The organism is Hyphomicrobium sp., assembly GCF_036833075.1.
Classification (GTDB): Bacteria; Pseudomonadota; Alphaproteobacteria; order Rhizobiales; family Hyphomicrobiaceae; genus Hyphomicrobium_C.
This window is the reverse complement of the sequence record NZ_DAITQL010000023.1, coordinates 1-24181: the sequence shown is the minus strand read 5'-3', so window position 1 is coordinate 24181 and position 24181 is coordinate 1. Positions and strand designations below refer to the sequence as shown.

Below are 24181 nucleotides of genomic sequence, written 5' to 3'. Positions count from 1 at the left end.
GCTCCACACTGTTACTTGCCGTTTGCCAGGGCGAGGCACGGCTCCGGGCCGGGCGGCTCCCCCACGCCCACGTAGGCACCGCGAAGATGGAGAAGGGGATTTGCGTCCGGAGAAGCCGATCCGGCGATCACCTGCCCGAAGAACACCGTATGCGAGGACGCCGCCCGATATTCGGAAAGACGACATTCGAGACGGCACACGGCGGACGCCAGGATCGGCGCGCCGGATATTCCCGTGGACCAGTCCGCGGTCTCGAACCGCCGTTCTCCCCTGAGCCCCGCCATTCCGGAAAACACGCGCGCGATCTCCGACTGATCCGCCGCCAGAGCGTTGATGCTGAAGTATCCGCTCTCGATGATCAGGTCGTGTGCGCTGGCCGCCTGGTTGACGCAGACGAGGACCGTGGGAGGCAGGTCCGTCAACGGGCACACCGCGCTTGCCGTCAGCCCTTTGCGCCGTTCCCCAACCGCTGCGGCAACGATGGATACCTGTCCCGGAACGTTCCGCATCAGCCCGCGAAATGCCAGTCGGTCGATCGGCTCGACGCTCATCCTTCTCCACGTCCCCTTCTGTCAGGCTCCGATGCCGCCTCGTCCGCACAGCCTCCTCAGGGGAGCACGAAATACGCCAGACGGATCTATCATATATATTCTAAAGCATTTTTACGGTTAAGGCGCGCGGGGGATGTTCGTGTCCGCGGCTCGGACAAATAAACCGAAGCGATACGACGTCCCTTGCCTTGGGACCGCTCCGGCCCCAAAGCCAAGATCCAAGGGCAGATTCCAAGCACAAAGGATCCGTCGAGGTGATCTTCACGAGATGCAGCATTGCCGACGTGATCGAGATCACGCCCAAGCGGCATACCGATGGCAGGGGCCATTTCGTGGAGCTCTTTCGCGCGGATCTTTTCACGGCGCAGGCCGGTAACGTCACGTTCGTGCAGCACAACCAGTCCCTGTCGCGGCAGTCCGGAACCGTCCGAGGACTGCATTACCAGACGTCACCCGCCGCGCAGGGAAAGCTCGTGCGGTGCGCGCGCGGCGCCGTCGTCGACGTCGCGGTCGACCTTCGCCGGTCGTCGCCGACGTTCGGGCAGCACGTGGCCGTCGCGCTTTCGGCGGACAAGGACAACCAGCTCTGGATCCCCGTGGGGTTCGCGCATGGGTTCTGCACGCTTACCCCCGATACGGAGGTCTGGTACGCCGTGACGCACACCTACAGCCCCGCCCACGAGCGCGGACTTCTGTGGAACGATCCGGATCTCGGCATTGCCTGGCCGGTCGACGCAGAAGCCGTCTCCATTGCACCGCGAGATGCCGAGCAGCCGAGGCTACGGGATATTGCGGACGTTTTCGAGTAACGTCCTCGGATCGAAGCGGAGACACAGATGCGTATTCTGGTGACGGGGGGCGCGGGGTTCATCGGGTCAGCCCTGGTCCGATACCTCGTCAACGAGGTCGGCGCCGAGGTGCTGACCTTCGACAAGCTGACCTATGCCGGGAACCTCGCCAGCCTCAAGTGCGTGGAACCATCGGCCAATCATCGTTTCGTTCGCGCCGATATCTGCGATGCGCGCGCCGTCACGTCCGCGCTCGAGGCCTTCCAGCCCGACCGCATCTATCACCTCGCGGCGGAAAGCCACGTGGACCGCTCGATCGACGGCGCGGCGGACTTCATCACCACCAATATCGTCGGCACCTACACGCTGCTCGACTGTGCGCGCCGGTACTGGCTGGTCCTCGAAGCGGCGCGCAAGACCGCCTTCCGTTTCCTTCATGTTTCAACGGACGAGGTGTACGGCTCGCTCGGAGAAACGGGGCACTTCTCCGAGGAAACGCCCTACGACCCGAGCTCGCCCTATTCGGCTTCGAAGGCCGCCTCCGACCACCTCGTCATGGCGTGGCACCGCACGTACGGCTTCCCGGGGCTCGTTTCGAACTGCTCCAACAATTACGGACCCTATCATTTTCCCGAGAAGCTCATCCCGCTCACCATCCTGAACGCGCTGCACGGCCGGCCCCTGCCGGTCTACGGCACCGGATCCAACATCAGGGACTGGCTCTACGTCGACGATCATGCCCGCGCGCTGCACCTGATCGCGAGCCGGGGCCGGCTCGGCGCGACGTACAACGTGGGCGGGCGGAACGAGCGGCGCAACATCGAGGCCGTGAAAACGATCTGCGGTGTCCTCGACCGCCTGCGGCCGGGGCCCGAGCCGCACGATCGCCTGATCACGTACGTCACGGACCGACCCGGTCACGATTTCCGCTACGCCATCGACGCCTCGCGTCTCGAGGGCGAGCTTGGCTGGCAGGCCAGGGAGACCTTCGAGACCGGTATCGAGAAGACGGTGACCTGGTACATCGAGAACGAGTGGTGGTGGCGCCCTCTGCGGGAAAAGGTCTACGCCGGCGAGCGCCTTGGCACCACCGTCGACGCAGCATAGCCGGACCATGCGGATCGTCGTCACGGGAAAGAAAGGACAGCTCGCCCAGTCGCTCCTGGAGCGTGCGCCGCTCTTCGAGGCAACCGTCGTTGCCGTCGGCCGCCCGGAGCTCGATCTCGCCGACACGCGCCCGGTAGTCGACCTGCTCGCGGCGGCCGCGCCCGACGTGATCGTGTCTGCCGCAGCCTACACGGTGGTGGACAGGGCGGAAAGCGAGCCCGCCCTCGCGCATGCCGTCAACGGAGGCGGCGCGCGCATGCTGGCGGAGGCCGCAGCGGCACTCGGCGTGCCCCTCATCCACATCTCGACCGACTACGTCTTTGACGGGTCGAAGCCCGGGCCCTGGACCGAAGAGGATACGCCGGCGCCGGTCAGCGTTTACGGCGCCTCGAAGCTCGCGGGCGAGCAGGCCGTTCTGGCGGCCTCCTCCGGCAACATCGTCGTGCGCATTGGATGGGTTTACAGCCCCTTCGGGTCGAACTTCGCGAAGACGATCCTTCGGCTTGCCGGCGAACGCGACGTGCTCCGCGTCGTGTCCGACCAGACCGGAGGTCCGAGCTCGGCGCTCGATATCGCCGACGGGCTCCTCACCATGGCCCGCAATGTTTGCACCGCGCCGGATCGAGCCGATTTGCGCGGAGTGTTTCACATGGCGCCGCCCGAACCGGCGACCTGGGCCGAGTTTGCGGGGGAAATCTGCGCCTGGCTCGCGGCGAAGCGGGGACGTCACGTGACGGTCGAGTCGATCACGACGGCGGACTATCCAACGGCAGCCCGGCGACCCGCGAACTCGTGTCTCGATGTCCGGCGGCTCGCCCTCCGCCACGGCTTTCGCATGGCGCCGTGGCGCACATCCCTGCCGCCGGTGCTCGAGCGGCTCGCCTCCATCCCCATCTGATCGTCATGTTTCAGAGGACTTCCATGAAAGGCATCATTCTGGCAGGCGGCAGTGGCACGCGGCTGCATCCGATGACCCATGTCACGTCGAAGCAACTGCTTCCGGTCTACGACAAGCCGATGATCTACTATCCGCTGACGACGCTGATGCTGGCGGGGATCCGCGACATCCTCGTGATCTCGACGCCCCACGACCTGCCGCACTTCCAGCGGCTTCTCGGCGACGGGTCCCAGTGGGGAATCGCGATCAGCTATGCGGAGCAGCCCCATCCCGGCGGGCTCGCACAAGCCTACCTCATCGGCGCCGATTTCGTGGCGGGGCATCGCTCCTGCCTGATCCTCGGCGACAACATCTATTACGGCCACGGCCTGCCGGAGCTGCTCGAAGGCGCCGCCTCGCGCGACAGCGGGGCCACCGTGTTCGCCTATCACGTCACGGATCCGGAGCGTTACGGCGTGGTCACGTTCGACGGCGCCATGAACGCGGTCTCGATCGAAGAGAAACCGGCGGCGCCGAAGTCCAACTGGGCGGTGACGGGCCTCTACTTCTACGATCAGAGCGTGGTCGACATCGCCGCCAGCCTCGAGCCTTCCCTGCGCGGCGAGCTCGAGATCACCGACGTGAACCGGTCCTACCTCGCGCGCGGCGCGCTCACCGTCCAGCTCATGGGACGCGGCTACGCCTGGCTCGATACGGGCACGCCCGACAGCCTCATCGAAGCGGCTGAGTTCGTGAGAACGCTCGAGAAGCGCCAGGGGTTCAAGATCGCGTGTCCCGAAGAGGTGGCGTGGCGCCTCCGCTTCATCGACGACCGTGCGCTGGAGAGAGCGGCCGTGAAGCACGGGAAGAGTGCGTATGGGGCTTATCTCGCCAGGCTGCTCTCCTAGAGCGTGATCATCTTCAATTGAATCGGGACCACGCGCACGCCACATCGTTTTGGCGCGCAGAGACCGGCGTCGATCCGCAGTGCGCGAACTTTTCACGTCTTAACGTGTTGCAGGGATTAACATTACGACTACTCTGTCTGTCTCACAGCACGGAGCCAATGCCATGCCCCGAACGGTGCTCGAGATCCAGGACAGTGGCGGCGAGCCCGACCCTGAGGCGCGGGAATGGATCGACGCCATCAGCTCCGTCATGGCGTTCGAAGGCAGCGAGCGGGCCGATCTCCTGCTCGACAAGGCGGTCGGCATGGCGCGGCGACAGGGCGCGCGGCTGCCGTTCGCGGCCAACACCGCCTATATCAATACGATCCCGCCACACAAGGAGACGCCGCATCCCGGCGACCGCGCGATCGAGAACCGGATCCGCTCGGCGATCCGCTGGAATGCGCTCGCCATGGTGCTGCGCGCCAACAAGGAGAGCAGCGGGATCGGCGGGCATATCGCGAGCTTCCAGTCGGCGGCGACGCTCTACGATACGGGGTTCATGCACTTCTGGCATGGAGCAAGCGAGACCCACGGCGGCGACCTCCTCTTCATCCAGGGCCATTCCTCGCCCGGCATCTACGCACGGGCCTTCCTGGAAGGGCGCCTCAGCGAAGACCGGCTCGCCCACTTCCGCCAGGAGACGGGCGGCAAGGGCCTGCCGTCCTATCCGCATCCCTGGCTGATGCCGGACTTCTGGCAGTTCCCGACCGTCTCCATGGGCCTCGGGCCGATCATGGCCATCTACCAGGCGCGTTTCCTCAAGTATCTCCACGACCGCGGGCTCGCAGACACCGCGAACCGCCACGTCTGGGTATTCTGCGGCGATGGCGAGATGGACGAGCCGGAGAGCCTCGGCGCGATCTCGCTCGCCGGCCGCGAGAAGCTCGACAACCTGATCTTCGTCATCAACTGCAACCTGCAGCGGCTCGACGGGCCGGTGCGGGGCAACGGCAAGATCATCCAGGAGCTCGAGGGCGGATTCCGCGGGGCCGGATGGAACGTCATCAAGGTGATCTGGGGCTCGAACTGGGATCCGCTGCTCGCACGCGACACCTCGGGACGGCTGCGCCAGCTCATGGAGGAGTGCAACGACGGGCAGTACCAGGACTTCAAGTCCAAGGATGGCGCCTACATCCGCAAGAACTTCTTCGGCCGCTACCCCGAGACGGCCGCGCTCGTCGCCGACTGGACGGACGAGCGGATCTGGTCGCTGACGCGCGGCGGGCACGACCCGAGGAAGGTCTATGCCGCCTACGACGAGGCGACCCGGCACAGCGGGCAACCCACCGTAATCCTGGCCAAGACCGTCAAGGGCTACGGCATGGGGAGCGCCGGCGAAGGGCAGATGATCGCGCACCAGCAGAAGAAGATGGCGCTCGATGCCCTCACGGTCTTTCGCAACCGCTTCAAGGTCCCGCTCACGGACGAGGATCTCGACAAGCTTCCGTTCGTCAGCTTCGCCGAGGGCAGCGAGGAGATGCGCTACCTCCAAGCGCGGCGGGCGGCGCTCGGCGGGTATCTCCCCAAGCGGCGCACCAAGACCACGTTCAAGCTCGATCCCCCTCCGCTCTCGCTGTTCGAGGCCCAGCTCAAGGGGTCGGACGGGCGCGCGATCTCGACCACCATGGTGTTCGTGCAGCTTCTGACCAAGCTGCTCCGCGACAAGGCGCTCGGGCGCCACGTCGTGCCGATCGTGCCCGACGAAAGCCGGACATTCGGCATGGAAGGCATGTTCCGCACCTTCGGCATCTACAGCCAGGCCGGGCAGCTTTACCGGCCGGAGGACGCCGAGCAGCTCATGTTCTACAAGGAGGATCGCAGCGGGCAGATGCTGCAGGAGGGCATCAGCGAAGCGGGCGGCATGGCCTCGTGGATGGCGGCCGCGACCTCCTATTCCTCCTCGAACGTGCCGATGCTGCCGTTCTTCATCTACTATTCGATGTTCGGCTTCCAGCGTGTCGGCGATCTCGCGTGGGCGGCGGGCGACATGCGCGCCCGCGGCTTCCTCATCGGCGGGACCAGCGGGCGCACGACGCTCAACGGCGAAGGGTTGCAGCACCAGGACGGGCACAGCCACCTGCTGTCGTCGACGATCCCGAACTGCATCTCCTACGATCCGTCTTTCGGCTACGAGCTGGCCGTCATCGTGCAGCGGGGCCTTCAGCGCATGCTCGGCGACCAGGAGGACGTGTTCTACTACATCACCGCCCTCAACGAGAACTATGTGCACCCGGCCATGCCTGAGGGCGTCGAGGAGGGCATCGTGCGCGGCATGTATCTCCTGAAGAGCACGCAAACGGCGCCCGACGCGCCCAAGGTGCAGCTCATGGGGAGCGGCGCGATCCTCAACGAGGTGATCGCGGGCGCCGAGCTGCTGGCCCAGGACTTCGGCGTCGCTGCCGACATCTGGAGCGTCACGAGCTTTACGGAATTGCGCCGCGAGGCGCTCGCCGTCGAGCGCTGGAACCTGCTGCATCCGGCGGAGACGCCGCGCGTCCCCTACGTCACGCAATGCCTCGCGTCACGGGGAGATGCGCCGTCGGTGGCCTCGACCGACTACATCAAGCTCTTCGCCGACCAGATCCGGCCCTTCGTGCGCGGTCCCTACCAGGTGCTCGGGACCGACGGGTTCGGGCGCTCGGACACGCGGCAGCGCCTGCGCAAGCACTTCGAGGTGGACCGCCATGTCGTGGCCCTGGCCGCGCTCAAGGCGCTGGCCGACGACAACAAGCTCCCCTCGTCGAAGGCTGTCGAGGCGATCGCCAAGTACGGCATAGATCCCGAGAAGGCCGATCCGGCCCGCGCATAGCGAGGAAGACCATGTCCGTCATCGACGTGAAGGTTCCCGACATCGGCGACTACAAGGACGTCCCGGTCATCGAGGTGCACGTCAAGGCAGGCGACCGGATCAAGCCCGAGGATCCGATCGTGACGCTCGAAAGCGACAAGGCCGCCATGGAGGTGCCTGCGCCCGAGGGCGGTGAGATCGCCGAGGTGCTGGTCAAGATCGGGGACAGGGTGAGCAAGGGATCGGCGCTCGTGCGGCTCGCGTCGGAGACGGAGCGCAACGAGGCGACCTCTGCTGCCGGGGTGGATGCGCCCGCAGAGCCCAAGGCGGCCGAAGCCAAGATTGCCGAGCCAAAAGCCGGGGCGAGCGAACCGCCTGAGCCCAAACCGCCGGACGCGGCGGGAGAGGACGGCAGAGGTGGCGATGGGGCCCAGCGCGCGCCGCTGCCGCTCGGTGCCGACTTCGGGGGCGTTCACGCGAGCCCTTCCGTGCGGCGGCTCGCGCGCGAGCTCGATCTCGACCTCACGACGCTCAAGGGGACAGGCGAGAAGGGGCGCATCACCAAGGAGGATGTCAAGCGCGCGCTCGGCGGCGGCGCGGGCGGCGGCACCGGCATCCCGGAGATTCCCGTAGAGGATTTCGCCAGATACGGCCCCATCGAGACCAGGCCGCTCACGCGCCTGCAACGGCTCGGCGGACCGCACCTGCACCGCGCATGGCTCAACATCCCGCACGTGACGCACAGCGACGAGGCGGACGTCACGGACCTCGAAAGCTATCGCAAGTCGCTCGACGAGGCCGCCAAGGAAAAGGGCTACCGCGTCACCCTGCTCGCCTTCATCATGAAGGCCTGCGTGGTCGCACTCAAGGAGCACCCCGAGTTCAACGCATCTCTCGCTCCCGACAAGGAGAGCCTGATCCTCAAGCGCTTCTATCACCTCGGGATCGCGGTCGACACCAAGGACGGGCTCGTGGTGCCGGTGATCCGCGACGTGGACCGCAAGGGCATCGTCGAGCTTTCGCAGGAGCTCGGCTCCGTGTCTCAGCGGATGCGCGAGGGAAAGATCGCGCCAGCCGACATCCAGGGCGGCACGTTCTCCATCTCGAGTCTCGGCGGAATCGGCGGCACGGGCTTCACGCCGATCGTCAACGCGCCGGAGGTCGCCATTCTGGGTGTGGTGCGGGCCGAGATCAAGCCGAGGTGGGACGGCGCCGCGTTCGCGCCGCGCCTCGTGCTGCCATTGTGTGTCAGCTACGATCATCGCGTCATCGACGGGGCGCTTGCTGCGCGTTTCACGCGCCGGCTGGCTGTCATCCTGGAAGACGTACGCCAGCTCGTGCTTTAGGGGGACCATCGATGCCAGCGAGCGACATCATCCCCCGACACGTCCTGGCTGTCTCGGGAAGGGCGCCGCTGCGTCCCGTTCATGCGTGTCTGGGCACCGGCCTTCGCCGGTGTGACGCAGAGGTCGGGCAGACGGCGCACCAAAAAGGAGACGTCATCCCGGCGGAGGCCGGGATCCAGACACGTCAGGAGGATCGCACTTCGCTTTCACTCACGCAGAGGCGGGTCGCGTCGTGACACAAGAAGATACCATCGCTTGCGAGGTGGCTGTGCTCGGGGCCGGTCCGGGAGGCTATTCGGCCGCGTTCCGCGCCGCCGACCTTGGCCTCAAGACGGTGCTGATCGAGCGCGATCCCACGCTCGGCGGCGTGTGTCTCAATGTCGGATGCATTCCCTCGAAAGCGCTGCTCCACGTCGCGTCGCTCATCACCGAGGCCGCCGCGCTCGGCGACCATGGCATCGGCTTCGGAGCGCCCCGCATCGATCTCGACAAGCTGCGCGCGCACAAGGAGGCCGTCGTCGGCAAGCTCACAACCGGGCTCTCGGCGATGGCGAAAATGCGCAAGGTTACGGTCGTCCAGGGCACGGGTGCGTTCCGCGACCCCAACCGAATCGAGGTCGCGCTGGCCCAAGGCGGGACGGCAACCGTGCAGTTCGAAAAGGCGATCATCGCCGCAGGATCGGAGGCCATCGCGCTGCCGTTCCTGCCGGACGATCCGCGCATCGTCTCCTCCACCGGCGCGCTCGCGCTGCCGTCGATCCCCAAACGCATGCTGGTCATCGGCGGCGGCATCATCGGCCTCGAGATGGCGACCGTGTACGCCGCGCTCGGCAGCCGGATCGATGTGGTCGAGATGCTGGACGGCCTCATGCCGGGTGCCGACCGCGACCTCGTGCGCGTCTGGCAGAAACACAACGAGGGCCGCTTCAACCGCATCCTGCTCAAGACCAAAACGGTCGGCGCCAACGCCAAGCGCGACGGCATCCATGTACGCTTCGACGGCGAAGGGGCGCCGGACGGAGCCCAGCCCTACGATCTCGTGCTGGTGGCTGTGGGCCGCAGCCCGAACGGGCACCGCATTGGCGCCCTCAACGCGGGCGTAGCCGTCGACGGCAAGGGCTTCGTTCCCGTCGACAGACAAATGCGCACCAACGTGCCCCACATCTTCGCCATCGGCGATCTCTCTCAGCCGCCGATGCTGGCGCACAAAGCCGTGCACGAAGGGCATGTCGCGGCCGAAGCGGTGGCGGGCAAGAGATCGTTCTTCGACGCGCGCGCGATCCCGTCGGTCGCCTATACGGATCCCGAGATCGCCTGGGCCGGGCGCACGGAGGACGAGCTTACGGCGGAGGGGGCAGCGTTCGAGAAGGCGGTCTTTCCGTGGACGGCCTCGGGACGCGCCCTCGCCATGGGACGCGAGGAAGGCTTCACGAAACTGCTGTTCGACAGTGAGAGCCGGCGCGTCATCGGCGGCGGCATCGTCGGCCTCCATGCGGGCGACCTCATCAGCGAGGTCGCGCTTGCGATCGAGATGGGAGCCGACGCGGTCGACCTCGCCAAGACGATCCATCCCCATCCCACACTCTCGGAATCGATCGGCATGGCCGCCGAGGTGCTCGAGGGAACGGCCACGGATCTGCCGCCGGCCAAGCGGCCGCGGCCCTGACGCGCTTCCCGCGCGGGGCGGGCCGCAAAGAAACGCGGGAAGCGATCGCTCGCTCCCCGCGAATGGTTCGAATTCTCGGCTTGCTCACTTACTCTTCTGGGCATCCGAATAGTACTTGAACTCGGGGGCGCTATCGAGCGACTCCTTGGAGCTGGCGATCGTCACGCGCATGGCGCCGTCCGCATCGCGGTTGAGCTGAAGATCGCTGAAGGACACCGCAACCAGCTTCTCACCCATGCCGAGGAAGCCCCCGACACCGATGACGGCGTTCGAGATCTTTCCGTCCGGGGCGAGGATGAGGTCGTTGATGTCGCCGACCTTCTCATTGGCCCTGTTGTAGACGGCCATGCCGATCAGCTTGCTGGAGCGCCACTCGTCCGCTGCCTGGTTCGACGAGAAGGTGCCGCCCGTGCTCGGCGTCAACGCGCTGCGATCGCCCGGAGCCGGAGTGACGGAAGGCGCCGGATCCGTCACCGACGGCGAAGGCATTGGCGTTGGCGTTGGCACCGGTGTGGTATCGGGCATCTTCTCCGCCGGTGCCGACGGAGAAGAAGGCGACGGGGCGGGCGGCGGCGTCTGAGCGAATGCGGCCGCCGCGCCGACGGCGAGGGCCGCCGGCATGCAGATCGCAGACAGCAACTTGGATTTCATCTGATTATCTCCTTTGAGCATATCGAGGTTCGTGCCGCACCGGCCTCGGCGATATCGCGTCGGCCGTATATCCCGTGCGTCGCGCTCAAATTCAGCGCGTCCGGCGGGCCCTGGCCTGCCTGCCGGTCAAACGTCGCATTGCCCGGAATGTTCCCCGGCCCTCAGGGTGCGCGCGTCTCTCCGTCGGACGCGGCGGTGGAAGCTGGCGCTGGCGCGGCGACAGCGGCGGGCTCGACTGGGACGGACAAGGGCTCCGCCGCAGCGACGGGGGTCCTGCTCCGCTTCTCGGCCAGGAATGTCTCGACCGCCGCGCCCCAGACGTCCCAGCCCGCATGATCGTCGGCCAGGTTGTGACCCTCTGATCCGTAGGCCGGGAACACATGCAGCTCGGCCTCGCCTCCGCCCGCCTGCCAAGCGGCGGCGAGCGCGCGGGCGAGGTCGGGTCGGAAGTAGCTGTCGTTGGCCGCATAGAGCCAGAGCGTCGGCGCGCGGGCCGTCCGGCCGAAGGCGCCCGCCGCCTCGATCAGGCGCTTCTCTCCGCACACGCTGTCCGTGCGCTCGCCGAACGGACGCGCGCCGCGGCCGCCCGCGATGTTGATCACGGCGCGCACATTGCCGGAATTGCGCGAGGCGAGCGCGAGCGAGGCCCAGCCGCCGGACGAGATGCCGACGACGATCGCCTCGCCCGGCATCACGAACGGTTGCGCCGACATGAAGTCCACTGCGCCCTGGATGTCGTCGGCGGCCGCGAGACCCGAACGGGCGTGATCGGGGTCGGCGCAGGTTCCGATCGATTCCGCCATCGGGCCACCTGTCGCGCCGTGTCCGCGGCGCTGCGGCAGCACGACGACATAGCCGTGCTCGACGAACCAGCGCGAGAGCCAATAGTAGACCGGCATGGCGACGGCGACGCGCGTCGCATCCGAGGTGCCGTGGTTGATGACCACCAGAGGACGGCGGTCCCCGCCGCTTTCGCTGCCGGCGGCGCCGGCCGGGCGAAACACGGTCGCGCGCAAGGGAAAGCCGTGATCGGCGCTCGGAAGGATCCAAAGTTGCTCGCGCAGGCGCGGGCCTTCCGGACCGAAGGGGCCATAAGCGGCGGCTTCTTGCGAGACCCCGGCCGGCGCCGCCATGGCGACGAGCGGCAGGACCACCGCGAAAGCCGCGGCGGCGGCGAGGACACTCCATCGCGCAAGCCGCACGCTGAACCGCGCCGACCCGGCGCTCGCGCCGCCCATCGATCCGATCATCGACACCTGCCCCCGTCCCTGCATGTCCCTTCCCCAGTCCCGCGCATCCACGACCCCGAAGCCCTGACGTCAATCCCGTTTTCGGCTGCACCTTCGTCTCCCGGCCTAGCGCAGCCGCCATATTCCCGATTGTCTTGCGGGCCACGATGGTCATTATGGCCTTGGCGGCCTCACCTGGACCGTGCGCGACAAACGTGATGGAAACGCGGCATCATAAGGATGGCCGGCGCGCGGCGGAGCCCAGGCCGGACGCATCGAGGAGACCTCATCAACGGGGACACGTCGCCGCTTGACACTGCCTCTCCATTCTCTCGAGCAGATCCCCATGGCCGCTGAACAGCGTGCTGCTCAACCTCTTGATTTCGCCATCATCGGCAATGGCCGGGTCGCGGCGCTGCTGGACCGGTCCGCCCGCATCGTCTGGTGGTGCTTTCCCCGCTTCGACGGCGATCCCGTGTTCTCGCGCCTCCTGGCCGGGGACGAGGAGAAGGGCTTCACCGACATCGTCGTCGAAGGCGCCGTGCGGTCGCACTCGAGCTACATGCGCAACACGGCGATCGTCGAGACGACGATCGAGGACGAGCAGGGCAACGGCGTGCGCATCATCGACTTCGCGCCGCGCTATCCGCGCTTCGAGCGCATGCTGCATCCGGCGCAGATCATCCGCCGCCTCGAGCCGATCGGCCTGCCGCGCCTCAAGATCCGCGTGCGTCCAACCTTCAATTACGGAGAGCCGAGGTCCGCGCAGGTGGTGGGATCGAACCACATCCGTTTCAGCGGCGGCGACATCACCCTGCGGCTCACGACCGACGCGCCGCTCTCCTACATCGTGCACGAGACGTCGTTCGCACTGTCGCGGCCGATCACGCTCGTCTTCGGCCCGGACGAGTCGCTCGAGGCGGCGGCGGACACGGTCTCGCGCGAGGCGCTCGAACGCACGCGCGACTACTGGATGAGCTGGGTGCGCGGGCTCGCCATTCCGCTCGACTGGCAGACCGATGTCATCCGTGCGGCGATCACGCTGCAGCTCTGCACTTTTGACGAGACAGGCGCCATCGTCGCGGCGCATACGACCTCCATCCCCGAGGCGCCCGGCACGCAGCGCACCTGGGATTACCGCTACTGCTGGCTGCGGGACGCCTACTTCGTCATCATGGCGCTCAACCGCCTCGGCGCGACGCAGACGATGGAAGCCTATCTCGACTACATCACGACGGTGGTGATCGGCGCCAAGGGCGGGCTCAAGCCGGTCTACGGCATCGTGCACGACCAGCCGCTCGTCGAGAGCATCGCCATGCACCTGCCCGGCTTTCACGGCATGGGACCGGTGCGGGTCGGCAACCAGGCGGCCGAGCAGCAGCAGCACGATTCCTACGGCAGCGTCATTCTCGGCGTGTCGCAGATGTTCATCGACCAGCGCCTGCCGCGGATGGGGGACGAGGCGTTGTTCCGGCGCCTCGAGATGCTCGGCTATCATGCGTTGCGCGTGGTGCAGGAACCCGACGCGGGGCTCTGGGAATACCGTGGGCGCAAGCGCATCCACACGCACTCCGCCACCATGTGCTGGGTCGCGCTCGACCGGCTGGCGCGGATCGCGCAGATCCTCGGGCTTGCCGAGGACGCTCATCAGTGGCGGCAGAACGCGGACCGGCTACGCAGGGAGATCCTGACCAGGGCCTGGAGCGAGAAGGCGGGCGCCTTCGCCGGTGCGCTCGACCAGCACGACCTCGACGCGTGCGTGCTGCTTCTGCCCGAGCTCGGCCTCGTCTCAGCCCGGGATCCGCGCTTCGTCAGGACGCTCGACGTGGTGGGGCGCGAGCTCACCCGCAACGGTTTCATGCTGCGCTATACGAACGACGACTTCGGCGCGGCGGAGACCTCGTTCCTCGCGTGCCAGTTCTGGTACATCGATGCCCTGACGGCGGCGGAGCAGGTTTCGCAGGGGCGGGAGATGCTGAGCGACCTGCTCTCCCGGCGCAACGCGTTCGGCATCCTGTCGGAGGACATCCACCCGACCACGGGCCAGCTTTGGGGAAACCTGCCGCAGACCTACTCCATGGCCGGGATCGTCAACTCCTGCATGAACCTTTCGCGCGCCTGGGCGGAGGCTTGGCCGCACGCGCCGGCACCGGAACCGGGGGTCACTTCAAACGTTTGATCCCCGGGTGTTATTTCCGGCGCGTGGCGTGGCGGTGCCGCCGCACCGCCCGGCTTCGCGTTTCATGCGGACTGCGGAGGTCGCTTGAGACGTATCGTTGTCGTATCCAACCGCGTGATGGACCTGCGCAGGGCGGCGCAGGCCGGCGGCGTCGCCGTGGCCATCGCGGATCTGTTCCGCGCCCGCAAGGGGCTCTGGTTCGGCTGGAACGGAAAGATCGTCGATGACGCACACGCGAGCGAAGCTCCCGGGATCAAGGTCGCCCGATCCTCGGGCGGCAGCGCGCTCGCCACGCTGGCGCTGACCTCGGACGAGCACCGCGACTACTATCTCGGCTACTCGAACTCCGTCCTCTGGCCCGTCTTCCACAACCGGCTCGACCTCGCCCGCTTCGATGCCGGCTTCTATCCGCGCTACATGGGCGTCAACGAACGGTTCGCGCGGGCGCTCGCAACGCTCATCCAGCCGGACGACATCGTCTGGATCCACGATTACCACCTGATCCCGCTCGGGGCGCTGCTCCGGCGCGCTGGCGTCGCGAACCCGATCGGGTTCTATCTGCACATTCCGGTCCCCCCGTCGCAGACGTTTCTCGCCATCCCCGAGCATCAGGCGCTCGCGCTGGCGCTCACTGCCTACGATCTCGTGGGCCTGCAGACGCAGGCGGATGTGGCGAACCTCATCCAGTTCCTCGAGGACAGCGTCTCGGGGCGCATCCTCCAGGACGGGCGCATCGCGGCCTTCGATCATCGGCTCGCAATCGAGAGCTTCCCCGTGGGAATCGACGCTGCGAGCTTTGCGAGGGCCTCCCCGCAGCGGTCGTCGGTGCAGTCCGTCGACGACGCGCAGCGCATCATCGGCGTCGACCGGCTCGACTACTCGAAGGGGTTGCCCCAGAAATTCCAGGCGTTCTGCCGCTTCCTCGAGAAGTACCCCAAGTACCGGCGCAACGTCGTGCTGACCCAGATCGCGCCGCCGACGCGGGAGAGCGTCGAAGCCTACACCGACATCCGCAAGCAGCTCGAAGCGCTGTCGGGGAAGATCAACGGCATGTTCGGAGAGCTCGACTGGGTGCCCATCCATTACATCTACCGCTCGACGCCGCGCGACCGACTGCGCGACATCTATCGCTCGTCCCGCATCGGGCTCTTCACGCCGCTCCGGGACGGCATGAACCTCGTAGCGAAGGAATACATCGCCTCGCAGGATCCGGCCGACCCGGGCGTGCCGATCCTGTCCCGGTTCGCGGGAGCCGCCGAGCAACTCGTCGCTGCCCTCATCGTCAATCCCTACAACATCGAGGAGACGGCGGATGCGATCAATGCGGCGCTGCTGATGGACAAGGGAGAGCGGATCGCACGCTACGAGCGCCTGATGTCCGTCATCCGCACCTACGACAGCGCCGCCTGGGCGGCCTCGTTCCTAGCGACGCTCGAGGCGGCCGCCGAGGAGCGCGCCCATGCCGTCGATCCGCTCACGCCGTCGATCCGGGCCTCCATGGCGAGGCTCGCGCGCACGCCGCTTGCGCCCGTGGGCCTCAAGCTCGGACCGTCGCGACGGAGCGCCGGCCATAGACGCGCGAGCCACCACGAATGAGCGCGGGCGGCACAGCGGACGGCGGCCCTTCCCGGCCGCAGCGAGGCCCGGCCCTCAAGGTGCTGACGGTGGGCGGCGCCATGATCGACACCATCGCCATCATCGCCAGCTCCGCCATTGAGCGCGTGGTGCTCGACAATGCGGCCGCCTCGTTCCTGCTGCTCGAGGAAGGGCGCAAGACGGAGGCGCTCGAGGTTTCGACCCATTGCGGCGGCGGGGCCGTCAACGCGGCGGTCTCGTTCGCGCGCCTCGGCCTCGACTGCTCCGTCCTGATCAAGCTCGGCCAGGACCGGCGCGCCGAGCAGATTCTCGCCTGTCTCGACGCGGAGGGCATTTCACACCGCTGGGCGGTCCGCGATCCCAGCGAGCCGACCGGGGCCTCCGTGCTCATATCCTCCCACGAGCACAACGCGGCCGTGTTCACGTTCCGCGGGGCCAACACCCATCTCGCGCCGGCCGACTTGGCTCAAGGCGCCTTCGACGTCGATCTCGTGCATATCGCCAATCTCTCCAACGAGGCCGTGCGCTGCTTTCCCGTCATCATCGAGAAAGCCCGCGCCAGCGGCGCGCGCATCGCCGCCAATCCCGGCATCCGGCAACTGCACGGGCACGGCGAGACGTTCCACGCCTTGCTGCCGCACATCGATATCCTGGCCCTCAATCGCCGCGAGGCGGACGAGGTCGTGTCTCTGCTCGATCCCGCCGACGGCGAAGCGGGAATCGATTTTCCCGGCAACCAGGCGCCCCCGCCGCTCGCCCGGCGCGGCCTCAAGTACCAGGGCCGGCATATGGGCGTCAGGGCCTTCTGTCGCGCCCTCGTGCGCCGCGGCGTCGGAACCGTGGTGCTCACCGACGGACGCGACGGCGCGTTCGCCGCGGTGGACGGCCGCCTCCTCTACTGCCCCGCGTGCGAAGCGCCCGTGGCCGGAACGGCCGGCGCGGGGGACGCCTTCGTCTCCACGTTTGCGGCCTATCAGGCGGAGGGCCGCGCACCCGATACGGCGCTCCAGGCGGCCTCGCTCAACGCGGCGGCCGTGCTCGGCTTCGTCGATACGCAGACGGGCCTCATGCGCCGTCCCGACGTCGACAAGCGCCTTTCCGGAAAGAATGGGATACCAAATGTGATCGCATGGCCGCTCTAAGGGTCGGACAGACAGGGAACCGGGGTTTACATGAGGCCCCCACTGCGTCACGTTCAAAGAGCAGGCGCGCGATCCCCGCGGGTTACGCTTCGCCCGATCGAGCAACCCCGAAACTTTGAGGCACGAAACGCGAGATGACTGCGGAGACAATACCGACGTTCAGGCCCCGCCTCAGCGCCTGCACCTCGGCCATTCTCGCCAATCCACGTGCGTGCGCTCTGTTTCTCGATGTGGACGGGACGCTTCTGGACCTTGCCGCCACGCCGAAGGGCGTCCGCGTTCCTGATGGGCTGATCTCCATCCTGCAGCGCCTGACGCTGGCTTTCGACGGCGCGGTGGCCGTCATCACCGGACGGCTCATCGCCGACATTGATCTTCTGCTCGCGCCGCTGCGGCTGCCGGCCTCCGGCGTTCACGGCGCAGAGATCCGCACGCATGCGGACCGCGAGATCGAGCGTGTGACGGCCGTGCTGCCGCCCGATGTCGTGCAGTCGATCAGAAAGCTCGCGCTCCGGTTTCCGGGCGTGCTGGCCGAGCCCAAGGGCGCCGGCATCGCCATCCATTACCGCCTGGCGCCGGACGCGGAGGCCGACATCCTGGCCGCGCTCGAAGCCTCGCTCGGCCGGCACGCCGGCGCTTTCGAGCTTCTCTCCGGCAAGTGCCTTTTCGAGGTCGTGCCGTCCGGGCTCTCCAAGGGCACGGCGCTCGCGGCTCTTGCGACGCTGCCGGCGTTCCGCGGCCGCATGCCGATCATGATCGGCGATGACGTCGGCGACGAGGCGGCGTTCGCGGCGGCGGAGGGGCTCAACGGGTTCGCGCTCCGCGTCGCCGGCGAATATTACGAGGAGGATCTCGCGGATTTCGCAGATCCCTCCTCGGTCGTGCGGTGGCTCGATCAGCTTGGACGGCGGCTCGCCCCGCCCGCGCGGCCCGTTTCCGGCGCGCACCCCCGACCGCGCACCTGATCGAAATAGGCCCGCGCCGATGTCTCGGGCGGGCCTTCTGCGGTCGCGTCTTGCGGCGATCCGTCAACGGCGATGGTGGTGGCGCCAATGACGGTGGCGATGATGGTGGCCGTAGCGCGGCCCGAGGTAGAGCGAGAAGCCGGGCCGATAGCCATAGTCATAATAGTCGTTTCGGTAATATCCCCCGTGGCACCAGCGGCGCCCGTACCGGCCGCGGTGGCAGTGGCGATATGGACGATAGTCGACCATCTGCAGTGTGCCGGTCGCATCGGGGCTCACGGCCTTGCCGAGCGCGCTGACCGGGGCCGCGTTGGCGCTTCCTCCAAACGCCAGCGCGGCAGCCGCCAGCGTGGCCGCGAGAAACGTCGCCTTCATTGTGCTCATCTGTGCACTCCAATCGATCGTGCGTGATCATGAGACTAACGTGGACAGCGAAACCGCGGTTCCCCGGTCGCGTGCCGGCCGGCATGCAAAAATCGACGGTGCGACACATCCGAAGCGCCGCCCCACATGCGTTGACGCTCGTCTGCGTGCGCTTTAGAAGGCTCGCATTTATCGGCTGCCGGCTTGCGCCGCCTGTGCTCAGCTCGTTCGTGCCCAGCGCCCGTTGATCCGGAAACGCAGACGAAAAGCAGGGGGAATTCGTTGAGGGGATCGTCTCTGGCTCAGGGCCTGGTGCTGGCCACGGCATTGGCTGGCGCGGACGTGCGTGCGGCCGAGGCCCCGGCGCACCCGAGCCCCGCGTTCCGGCTGCTCGAGCTCGGCGGGCAGAAGGCCCGCTGGGCCGGCCCCGACGCCGGGCGTCCTGTCACGATCCGCTACGCGTTCCTGACGGAGCCCGCGGAATTCCCGGGTGCTCGCAACTGCGATGCCATGCTGCCGCCCGATGCGGCCCTTCAACCGTCGGGCATCGATCTATCCGATTTTCGAGGCGAGGTGCGCGCGGCCTTCTCGACGTGGGAGGCCGCGGCCAACATCCGGTTCGTGGAGACGCCATCGGTTGCGGACGCCGGCATTCTGATCGGCGCCGATGCCAAGGCGCGTGGACGCGCGTTCACCAATGTCGCGCTCGCGGACGGGGCGGCCGGCGCGCGGGCCACGGGCGTCGGCGCGATCCGCCAATCGCTGATCTGCCTCAATCCGCGCCGGCCGTGGAAGATCGGCTTCGACGGCAACCTCGACGTCTACGATCTGCGTTTCACGATCACGCACGAGATCGGACACGCGATCGGGCTCGACCACCCAAGTCCCGAAGGCCAGCTCATGAGCTTCCGCTATGTGGAGCACGCGCGCGGTCTTCAGCCGGGCGACGTTGCGGGCGCCGTGGCACTCTACGGCGCCAGCGGTACGATTCCGACCGTCGAAGCGGGAGCGGGGCCGGCCTCTGCCGATCGTTCGCGCGCGCCCGAGAGGGTGGCACCCAACGATGCCGCATTATTCGGCCTCGGCGAGCCGGCGCGTCCGCAAGCGGCACACTGACCGGCGGCTTGCCGCGCCTATTTTCCGAGCGGCATGTTGAGGCGCAGCTTCCCCGACCAGGTGTCGGCGGCCGCGGCACCGCCCGTCTCGACACCGCCGGTCGCCTGCAAGCTCATGCTGTCCTTCACGCCCACGGCGACGCCGGCCTCGGCCTTCCAATGCAGATCGGGATCCGTCATCGTGAGCCCGCGCGGCCCCAGGCGGTTCATGTCGTCGAACGACAGAATGCCTCCGGCTGCGAGGTGCGGCTCCACATAGGTCGAGCTGTCGAGATCGAACCGGCGCTTCAATTCGGGCAGGATGTCGAGCCGGCCCGTGCCCGCGGGCGAAGCGTCCGGCAGCACGGCGCTCAAACGCTCCGGCGTATCCTCCACGTAGCTCAGGCCGACGCTCGGCGCGACCGTCCATCCGCCGATCTGGCGGGTGCCGCGAAGCGTGCCGCGGACCAGCTTGCGGTCGGCAGACGCGGTATCCAGCACGATGCCGTTGGGAAGGTTCTCGGCGGTTCCCCAGGCGGCCCGCCCGTCGAAGACGACGCCTTGGCCGAAGCGAACGCTCATGTAGGGCCCCGCCATCCAGCCGCTGGCGAAGAGGCTGCCGTTGGCGCGGGTCTCCTCGCCGGCCTGATCGAACTGCGCCAGGTATCCGAGCATGATGTCGGGTCCCAGCATGTATCTGGTGCCGAAGTACATGACGCTGAAGTTGCCGTCGTCGCGGCGCTGCTCCAGGTCGTAGCTCGTGTAGCGACCCTCGAACCAGAAATCGAGAATGCTCGGGTCGTGCTTCTGCCCGAGGTTCATGGCGGCGGCCAGCTCGGACAGGCTTACCGACGTCGTGACCTCGCGCGGCAACGCGCCGTCCGCCGTCGCGGGCGTGAGCGTATCGATCGCCTTTGCGGCGGTGGACGGGCGGTCGATGCGAATGCGGTCGGGCTCGCGCGAGGCCAGGAATGCCTTGCGCCGCTCGATGAGCGCCCGCTCCGCATCGGCCTTGGGGCTTGCGGCGCAGGTCACGCCGAGGACGGCGCCGGCGTTCTGGTCCGCGTCCAGGCGGAGGCCGTAGGAGGCCGCGCCCGGCGCAACGAAGAGCACGGCGGCGGCCCGGCCGGAATGCACCGTGCGCGCCCCGGCCCCGTCGATGGAGACGGTGACGGCGGCCGCCCCTTGCGTCGCGATATCGAGTGTCAGGGTCTCCCCTTGCGAGAGCGGCACTTCGCGCGCGGCGTGCCCGCCCGCCGGCGCCGCGATGTTCAGGCCGCCGCGATTGGCGGCCTCGCAGCCTGCGCTCGCGGCCATCGCCCCGTGCGCGGGCGCCGCGATGCTCAGGGCGACGCCCCACAGCATCGCCTGCACGCATCGGGCGTGACCGGTTTGCGGCATCGTCCGCAGCCTCCTCGACACGTATTTTTGTTGCTGATCAACGCCGTCTATGGCGGCGAAAATGGACCAAAGCATGACCCGCCTGAGGCGTTGCGCGCAGGGCGGCAGGAGGTCCGTGCATACGAAAAACGAAAAAAGCCGGCAGCATCGCTACCGGCTTGGCTTCACATCCGTGACGCCTGCTACTTCTTCTGCTCGTTCGGCAGAAAGGCGCTCACCTTGCGCACCAGATCGGCGACGTTCACCGCACCCATGCGCTCCATGACCCAGGCGCGATAGGTCTCGACCGTGCGCGGGCTGATCGACAGCCTGGCTGCGATCTGCTTGTTCGACATGCCCGACGCGACGAATTCCAGCACCTCGCGCTGGCGCGGCGAGAGCGCCTTCAGACGTTCGGCGATGTCGACGCGATCGCTCGATCCGCTGTTCTGACTGCGCCCCTTCTCCACCGCGTCCGCAACGCTCGTCGCAAGGCGCTCGCCGTCATAGGGCTTCTCGAAGAAGTCGAACGCGCCTTCCTTCAAGGCCTGGACGGCCATCGATACATCCGCGTGTCCGCTGATGAGGATCAGCGGCGCATCCTCTTTGCGGTGCTTGAGCTCGCGCTGCAGCTCGAGGCCCGTCATGCCCGGCATGCGCACATCCGCCACCACGCAAGCCGGCTTCGTGCCCGGCAGATCCTCGAGAAACGCTTCCGCGGATTCGTAGCATGCAACGGAAATGTCGCGGCTCTCGATCAGAAGGCGCATCGAATGCAGCACGGCAGAATCGTCGTCGATCAAAGCTACGGTCATGCCGGCGGTCCTCTTGGCCATTTCCTCGATACGTCCGTATCAGTCCTGTAGTGATGCCGTTGGGGCAACGTATGCCGGCAACGTAAAAGAAACAGCGGCCCCGGCGCCAGTGCTTTCGACGACGAGCTGGCCGCCGTGCGTCTCCGCCATCGAGCGGGCGAGCGCCAAGCCGAGACCGAGACCCTCCTGCTTGGTCGTGGTGAACGGCGTCAGGGCGCGCGCCAGGATTTCCGGATCGAAGCCGGGACCGTTGTCGCGAACCTTGATGGACACGCGGTTCGTCTCCGTCACCTCGGCCTCCACGAGAATCCGGCCGTCGGGCCTTCCGCTGGAGAATATGGAGTCGGCGGCATTGCGTATCAAGTTGATCAGCACCTGCTGGATTTGCAATCCGTCGCAGACGACGAGCGGAAGCCCACGCGCGATCCGCGTCTCGACCTCAACCTGGTGGGTCTGAGTTTCGAGGCGGCAATGGGCGACCGCCTCGCGGATCAGCTCCGCGCAGGATTGCGGCACCATCTCGTTGCGGCCGAGCTGAATGAAGTCGCGGAGGCGGCGCACCACCTCGGCGGCGCGGTCAACCTGGGCGACGGCATGCGCGGCGGCCGTGCGTGCGGTCTCGGTGTCGGCCGGCTGCTTCTCGACCGCCATCTTGGCGAGGCGCGCATAGTTGGCGATGGCCGTCAGCGGCTGGTTGATCTCATGAGCGAGGGCTGCCGCGAACGCTCCCATGCTGTCGAGCCGGGCGGCACGCTCGAGGGCCTCCTGGTTGCGCCGCAACTGCGCCTGGGTGCGGAGCTGCTCGTTCACGACAGCGCCGATCGTGAGGCCGGTGAGCGCGAGAACGATCATCAGGGCCTGATAGGCCGTGACCTCCCCGGCATCCACATCCGCATATTGCATGGCTGCCATCAGGCCGATCTGCGTCAGAACGAGGCCGCCCGTCACGCCCTCCAGGCCGAAGCGCACGGCCAACCACATCACCGGCAGGAAGAACAGGTAGAAATGCTTGACGCGAAAGGTATCGGAAAGCCCGAAAACGGCGGCGAGCGTCAGCGCGAGAACCAGGACCAGGGCTGCGAGCTCCAGCGACGGCACCAGCATCCGCCGCCGCGTGAACAGGATCAGCAGGAACGGCGTCACCACGGTGATGCCGATCATGTCGCCGACCCACTGATGCACCATCGTCATCGCCACGTCGGCCTGCGTGATGACGCCGGAAAACGCGAGCAGGCCTGCGTAGCTCAGGGCGACGATTCCGGTGCTCACGGCCGCAACCGCGATCAGCAACAGCAGCGATCGCTTGGCGCTCAGCGTGCGGTCGAACTGCAAGCGGGGACTGGTGAGCAGAAACGTGGCCGCGCCGTAGGCCATGCCGACGATGACCGCGCCGAGCAGATGCGTCCAGGCCGGATGCTCGAGGCCGAGCACGACCATACTGACGATCAGCGGCGCAACGAACAGCCACGGGATGTACGCCCGGCCGAGCAGGAGCACGAGCGCGAAGCTCAAACCGGTCGCCGGGTTCCAGGGCGTGACGCCGGCCGGCGCGATCGGGTTGATGAAGCTCACCCAATCCAGAAAGGCATAGGCCGCAACGTATCCGAGCCCGATGACGACAGGAGGGCGTGAAAACAGGAAGGCCACCGGCAGATTTCTCGCCGACGCTTCCTGGCTCCACTCATGCATGCGTCACTCCTCTCGTGCGCCTCCGGTGAACTACGCATGCGCCTTGCCCGATCCATAGCACCGCCCGTGCGCTTCCCCAATTGCCGAGACTGAAACGACCTGCTTTGCGGCGCCTTTGGTGCCCTCGACGCGCCCATGTCCCACCCGGCAATCCAGGAGCATGTGGCAAACATGCTTCCTAATGTTCCAGTTAGACTGGGAATAATTCCCTGATTTTATTGAGCTTTACTGTACTTCTACGGAGGTACCGTCCCCGAACAATGCCACCGCATGGAACCATCCCGAATTGCCGCAGGAGATCGGGATCGAGAACATGTCGAAACTTTATATCAGAACTATCCCGGTCCGAAGGGGGATCGCTCGGCAGTCAGCACTGTCTGATTGCGCGGTTTTTCGGCACCGGCATAGCGGTGGGCAAGGGGTTGCGCCCGTTTTGCGGCGCGTTGGGGGGAGGACACGAAATGACACTCAAGGTCTATTTGAAGCTCTCAGTCATGACCGGAGCGGTCGGGCTCATGGCCGGTCCCGCCTTCGGGCAGAGCGCGGCTGAGCCGGCCGACAGCGGCCTCCCCGGGGTCGAGGTCATCCAGAAAGCGTCCCCTGCCGCCAAGAAGAAGGCCTCCCCCGCGCCCCAGGCCGCCTCGCCCACGCCGCAGCCGCCTCCGGCGGCAACGGTCGCCGAAGAGGCGCCGGTGCTACAGAACTCGCCCTACGGCGCCGCGGCGAGCGGCGGCGCTGCGGCGCGCGCCGAGAGCGGGCCTTTGCCGCCCATCAATGCGAAGTCGATCATGCCGGGAGACCTGCAGAACGCGCAAGGCGCGGCCAGCCGAATCACCACGCAACAGTTGGAAGAACAGCGGCCCGCAACGACACACGAAGCGCTGGCGCGAGTTCCCGGCGTGGTCACGGTCACCGATGACGGGTTCGGCCGCCACAGCGGCATCGGCGTTCGCGGCTCACCCTTCCGGCGCTCGCGCAAGGTCCTCGTCATGGAGGACGGCGTTC

20 protein-coding genes are annotated in these 24181 nt (G+C 67.2%); 13 read left to right on the top strand and 7 right to left on the bottom strand.

What is annotated here, in order from left to right:
- Window positions 1–11: 11 nt before the first annotated feature.
- The gene (locus V7082_RS09035; RefSeq protein ID WP_334147800.1) at window positions 12–551 is read right to left on the bottom strand and encodes a flavin reductase family protein; all 540 of its coding nucleotides are present in this window, start codon (window positions 549–551) and stop codon (window positions 12–14) included.
- Window positions 552–805: 254 nt separating this feature from the next.
- On the opposite strand from V7082_RS09035, the gene rfbC reads away from it, so the two are divergent.
- From rfbC to lpdA, 7 genes are all read left to right on the top strand, one after another.
- Complete coding sequence (rfbC, locus tag V7082_RS09030; RefSeq protein ID WP_334147799.1) at window positions 806–1360, top strand: dTDP-4-dehydrorhamnose 3,5-epimerase; 555 nt, start codon at window positions 806–808, stop codon at window positions 1358–1360.
- Between the two features lie 27 nt (window positions 1361–1387).
- The gene (rfbB, locus tag V7082_RS09025; protein WP_334147798.1) at window positions 1388–2446 is read left to right on the top strand and encodes a dTDP-glucose 4,6-dehydratase; all 1059 of its coding nucleotides are present in this window, start codon (window positions 1388–1390) and stop codon (window positions 2444–2446) included.
- 7 nt (window positions 2447–2453) lie between these two features.
- On the top strand, window positions 2454–3344 hold the full coding sequence (rfbD, locus tag V7082_RS09020) for a dTDP-4-dehydrorhamnose reductase (RefSeq protein WP_334147797.1): 891 nt from the start codon (window positions 2454–2456) through the stop codon (window positions 3342–3344).
- A 23-nt stretch (window positions 3345–3367) separates the two neighbouring features.
- Window positions 3368–4231 carry a glucose-1-phosphate thymidylyltransferase RfbA gene (rfbA, locus tag V7082_RS09015; protein WP_334147796.1) on the top strand — a complete coding sequence of 288 codons (864 nt, stop codon included), beginning with the start codon at window positions 3368–3370 and terminating at the stop codon, window positions 4229–4231.
- Between the two features lie 163 nt (window positions 4232–4394).
- Window positions 4395–7082 (top strand): pyruvate dehydrogenase (acetyl-transferring), homodimeric type, encoded by a 2688-nt coding sequence (gene aceE, locus V7082_RS09010; protein ID WP_334147795.1) that lies wholly within the window; start codon window positions 4395–4397, stop codon window positions 7080–7082.
- Window positions 7083–7093: 11 nt separating this feature from the next.
- Entirely contained in the window at window positions 7094–8407 is a 1314-nt protein-coding gene (locus V7082_RS09005; protein ID WP_334147794.1) for a 2-oxo acid dehydrogenase subunit E2, read from the top strand.
- A 232-nt stretch (window positions 8408–8639) separates the two neighbouring features.
- Entirely contained in the window at window positions 8640–10073 is a 1434-nt protein-coding gene (lpdA, locus tag V7082_RS09000) for a dihydrolipoyl dehydrogenase (protein ID WP_334147793.1), read from the top strand.
- A gap of 84 nt (window positions 10074–10157) precedes the next feature.
- Here lpdA and V7082_RS08995 read toward each other — a convergent pair whose 3' ends face one another.
- Together V7082_RS08995 and V7082_RS08990 are read right to left on the bottom strand one after the other, a co-directional pair.
- Entirely contained in the window at window positions 10158–10724 is a 567-nt protein-coding gene (locus tag V7082_RS08995) for a PRC-barrel domain-containing protein (protein ID WP_334147792.1), read from the bottom strand.
- Between the two features lie 161 nt (window positions 10725–10885).
- A complete protein-coding gene (locus V7082_RS08990) occupies window positions 10886–11998 on the bottom strand; it encodes an alpha/beta hydrolase family protein (protein WP_334147791.1) in 1113 nt (370 codons plus the stop codon).
- 301 nt (window positions 11999–12299) lie between these two features.
- Between V7082_RS08990 and V7082_RS08985 the strand changes: the two genes are divergently transcribed.
- The 4 genes from V7082_RS08985 to otsB all read left to right on the top strand — a co-directional run bounded on the left by V7082_RS08985 (window position 12300) and on the right by otsB (window position 17835).
- Complete coding sequence (locus V7082_RS08985; protein WP_334147790.1) at window positions 12300–14132, top strand: glycoside hydrolase family 15 protein; 1833 nt, start codon at window positions 12300–12302, stop codon at window positions 14130–14132.
- Window positions 14133–14216: 84 nt separating this feature from the next.
- On the top strand, window positions 14217–15728 hold the full coding sequence (locus V7082_RS08980; RefSeq protein ID WP_334147789.1) for an alpha,alpha-trehalose-phosphate synthase (UDP-forming): 1512 nt from the start codon (window positions 14217–14219) through the stop codon (window positions 15726–15728).
- Complete coding sequence (locus V7082_RS08975; protein ID WP_334147788.1) at window positions 15725–16870, top strand: carbohydrate kinase family protein; 1146 nt, start codon at window positions 15725–15727, stop codon at window positions 16868–16870. The genes V7082_RS08980 and V7082_RS08975 overlap by 4 nt, the downstream gene beginning before the upstream one ends.
- A gap of 134 nt (window positions 16871–17004) precedes the next feature.
- Window positions 17005–17835: a trehalose-phosphatase gene (gene otsB, locus V7082_RS08970; protein WP_334147787.1), complete on the top strand. Its 831-nt coding sequence runs from the start codon at window positions 17005–17007 to the stop codon at window positions 17833–17835.
- Window positions 17836–17898: 63 nt separating this feature from the next.
- On the opposite strand, the gene V7082_RS08965 is transcribed toward otsB, so the two are convergent.
- A complete protein-coding gene (locus V7082_RS08965; protein ID WP_334147786.1) occupies window positions 17899–18219 on the bottom strand; it encodes a hypothetical protein in 321 nt (106 codons plus the stop codon).
- Window positions 18220–18480: 261 nt separating this feature from the next.
- On the opposite strand from V7082_RS08965, the gene V7082_RS08960 reads away from it, so the two are divergent.
- Window positions 18481–19314 carry a matrixin family metalloprotease gene (locus V7082_RS08960; RefSeq protein ID WP_334147785.1) on the top strand — a complete coding sequence of 278 codons (834 nt, stop codon included), beginning with the start codon at window positions 18481–18483 and terminating at the stop codon, window positions 19312–19314.
- Window positions 19315–19331: 17 nt separating this feature from the next.
- Here V7082_RS08960 and V7082_RS08955 read toward each other — a convergent pair whose 3' ends face one another.
- From V7082_RS08955 to V7082_RS08945, 3 genes are all read right to left on the bottom strand, one after another.
- On the bottom strand, window positions 19332–20693 hold the full coding sequence (locus V7082_RS08955) for an autotransporter outer membrane beta-barrel domain-containing protein (protein WP_334147784.1): 1362 nt from the start codon (window positions 20691–20693) through the stop codon (window positions 19332–19334).
- A 182-nt stretch (window positions 20694–20875) separates the two neighbouring features.
- Window positions 20876–21487 (bottom strand): response regulator transcription factor, encoded by a 612-nt coding sequence (locus tag V7082_RS08950; protein ID WP_334147783.1) that lies wholly within the window; start codon window positions 21485–21487, stop codon window positions 20876–20878.
- A 39-nt stretch (window positions 21488–21526) separates the two neighbouring features.
- Window positions 21527–23176, bottom strand: coding sequence for an ATP-binding protein (locus V7082_RS08945; protein WP_334147782.1), 1650 nt, complete (start codon window positions 23174–23176; stop codon window positions 21527–21529).
- Between the two features lie 461 nt (window positions 23177–23637).
- Between V7082_RS08945 and V7082_RS08940 the strand changes: the two genes are divergently transcribed.
- Window positions 23638–24181 (top strand): TonB-dependent receptor plug domain-containing protein (locus V7082_RS08940; protein WP_334147781.1); only part of this gene is annotated, 544 nt, incomplete at its 3' end.

What these genes read in the sequence shown, in the direction of transcription:
- rfbD (WP_334147797.1), top strand. Translation starts at nt 2,454, where the DNA reads ATGCGGATCGTCGTCACGGGAAAGAAAGGACAGCTCGCCCAGTCGCTC.
- V7082_RS08945 (WP_334147782.1), bottom strand. Translation starts at nt 23,176, where the DNA reads ATGCATGAGTGGAGCCAGGAAGCGTCGGCGAGAAATCTGCCGGTGGCC.
- V7082_RS08950 (WP_334147783.1), bottom strand. Translation starts at nt 21,487, where the DNA reads ATGACCGTAGCTTTGATCGACGACGATTCTGCCGTGCTGCATTCGATG.
- aceE (WP_334147795.1), top strand. Translation starts at nt 4,395, where the DNA reads ATGCCCCGAACGGTGCTCGAGATCCAGGACAGTGGCGGCGAGCCCGAC.
- V7082_RS08995 (WP_334147792.1), bottom strand. Translation starts at nt 10,724, where the DNA reads ATGAAATCCAAGTTGCTGTCTGCGATCTGCATGCCGGCGGCCCTCGCC.
- rfbB (WP_334147798.1), top strand. Translation starts at nt 1,388, where the DNA reads ATGCGTATTCTGGTGACGGGGGGCGCGGGGTTCATCGGGTCAGCCCTG.
- V7082_RS08990 (WP_334147791.1), bottom strand. Translation starts at nt 11,998, where the DNA reads ATGCAGGGACGGGGGCAGGTGTCGATGATCGGATCGATGGGCGGCGCG.
- V7082_RS08975 (WP_334147788.1), top strand. Translation starts at nt 15,725, where the DNA reads ATGAGCGCGGGCGGCACAGCGGACGGCGGCCCTTCCCGGCCGCAGCGA.
- otsB (WP_334147787.1), top strand. Translation starts at nt 17,005, where the DNA reads ATGACTGCGGAGACAATACCGACGTTCAGGCCCCGCCTCAGCGCCTGC.
- V7082_RS09005 (WP_334147794.1), top strand. Translation starts at nt 7,094, where the DNA reads ATGTCCGTCATCGACGTGAAGGTTCCCGACATCGGCGACTACAAGGAC.
- V7082_RS08965 (WP_334147786.1), bottom strand. Translation starts at nt 18,219, where the DNA reads ATGAGCACAATGAAGGCGACGTTTCTCGCGGCCACGCTGGCGGCTGCC.
- V7082_RS09035 (WP_334147800.1), bottom strand. Translation starts at nt 551, where the DNA reads ATGAGCGTCGAGCCGATCGACCGACTGGCATTTCGCGGGCTGATGCGG.
- V7082_RS08955 (WP_334147784.1), bottom strand. Translation starts at nt 20,693, where the DNA reads ATGCCGCAAACCGGTCACGCCCGATGCGTGCAGGCGATGCTGTGGGGC.
- rfbA (WP_334147796.1), top strand. Translation starts at nt 3,368, where the DNA reads ATGAAAGGCATCATTCTGGCAGGCGGCAGTGGCACGCGGCTGCATCCG.
- V7082_RS08985 (WP_334147790.1), top strand. Translation starts at nt 12,300, where the DNA reads ATGGCCGCTGAACAGCGTGCTGCTCAACCTCTTGATTTCGCCATCATC.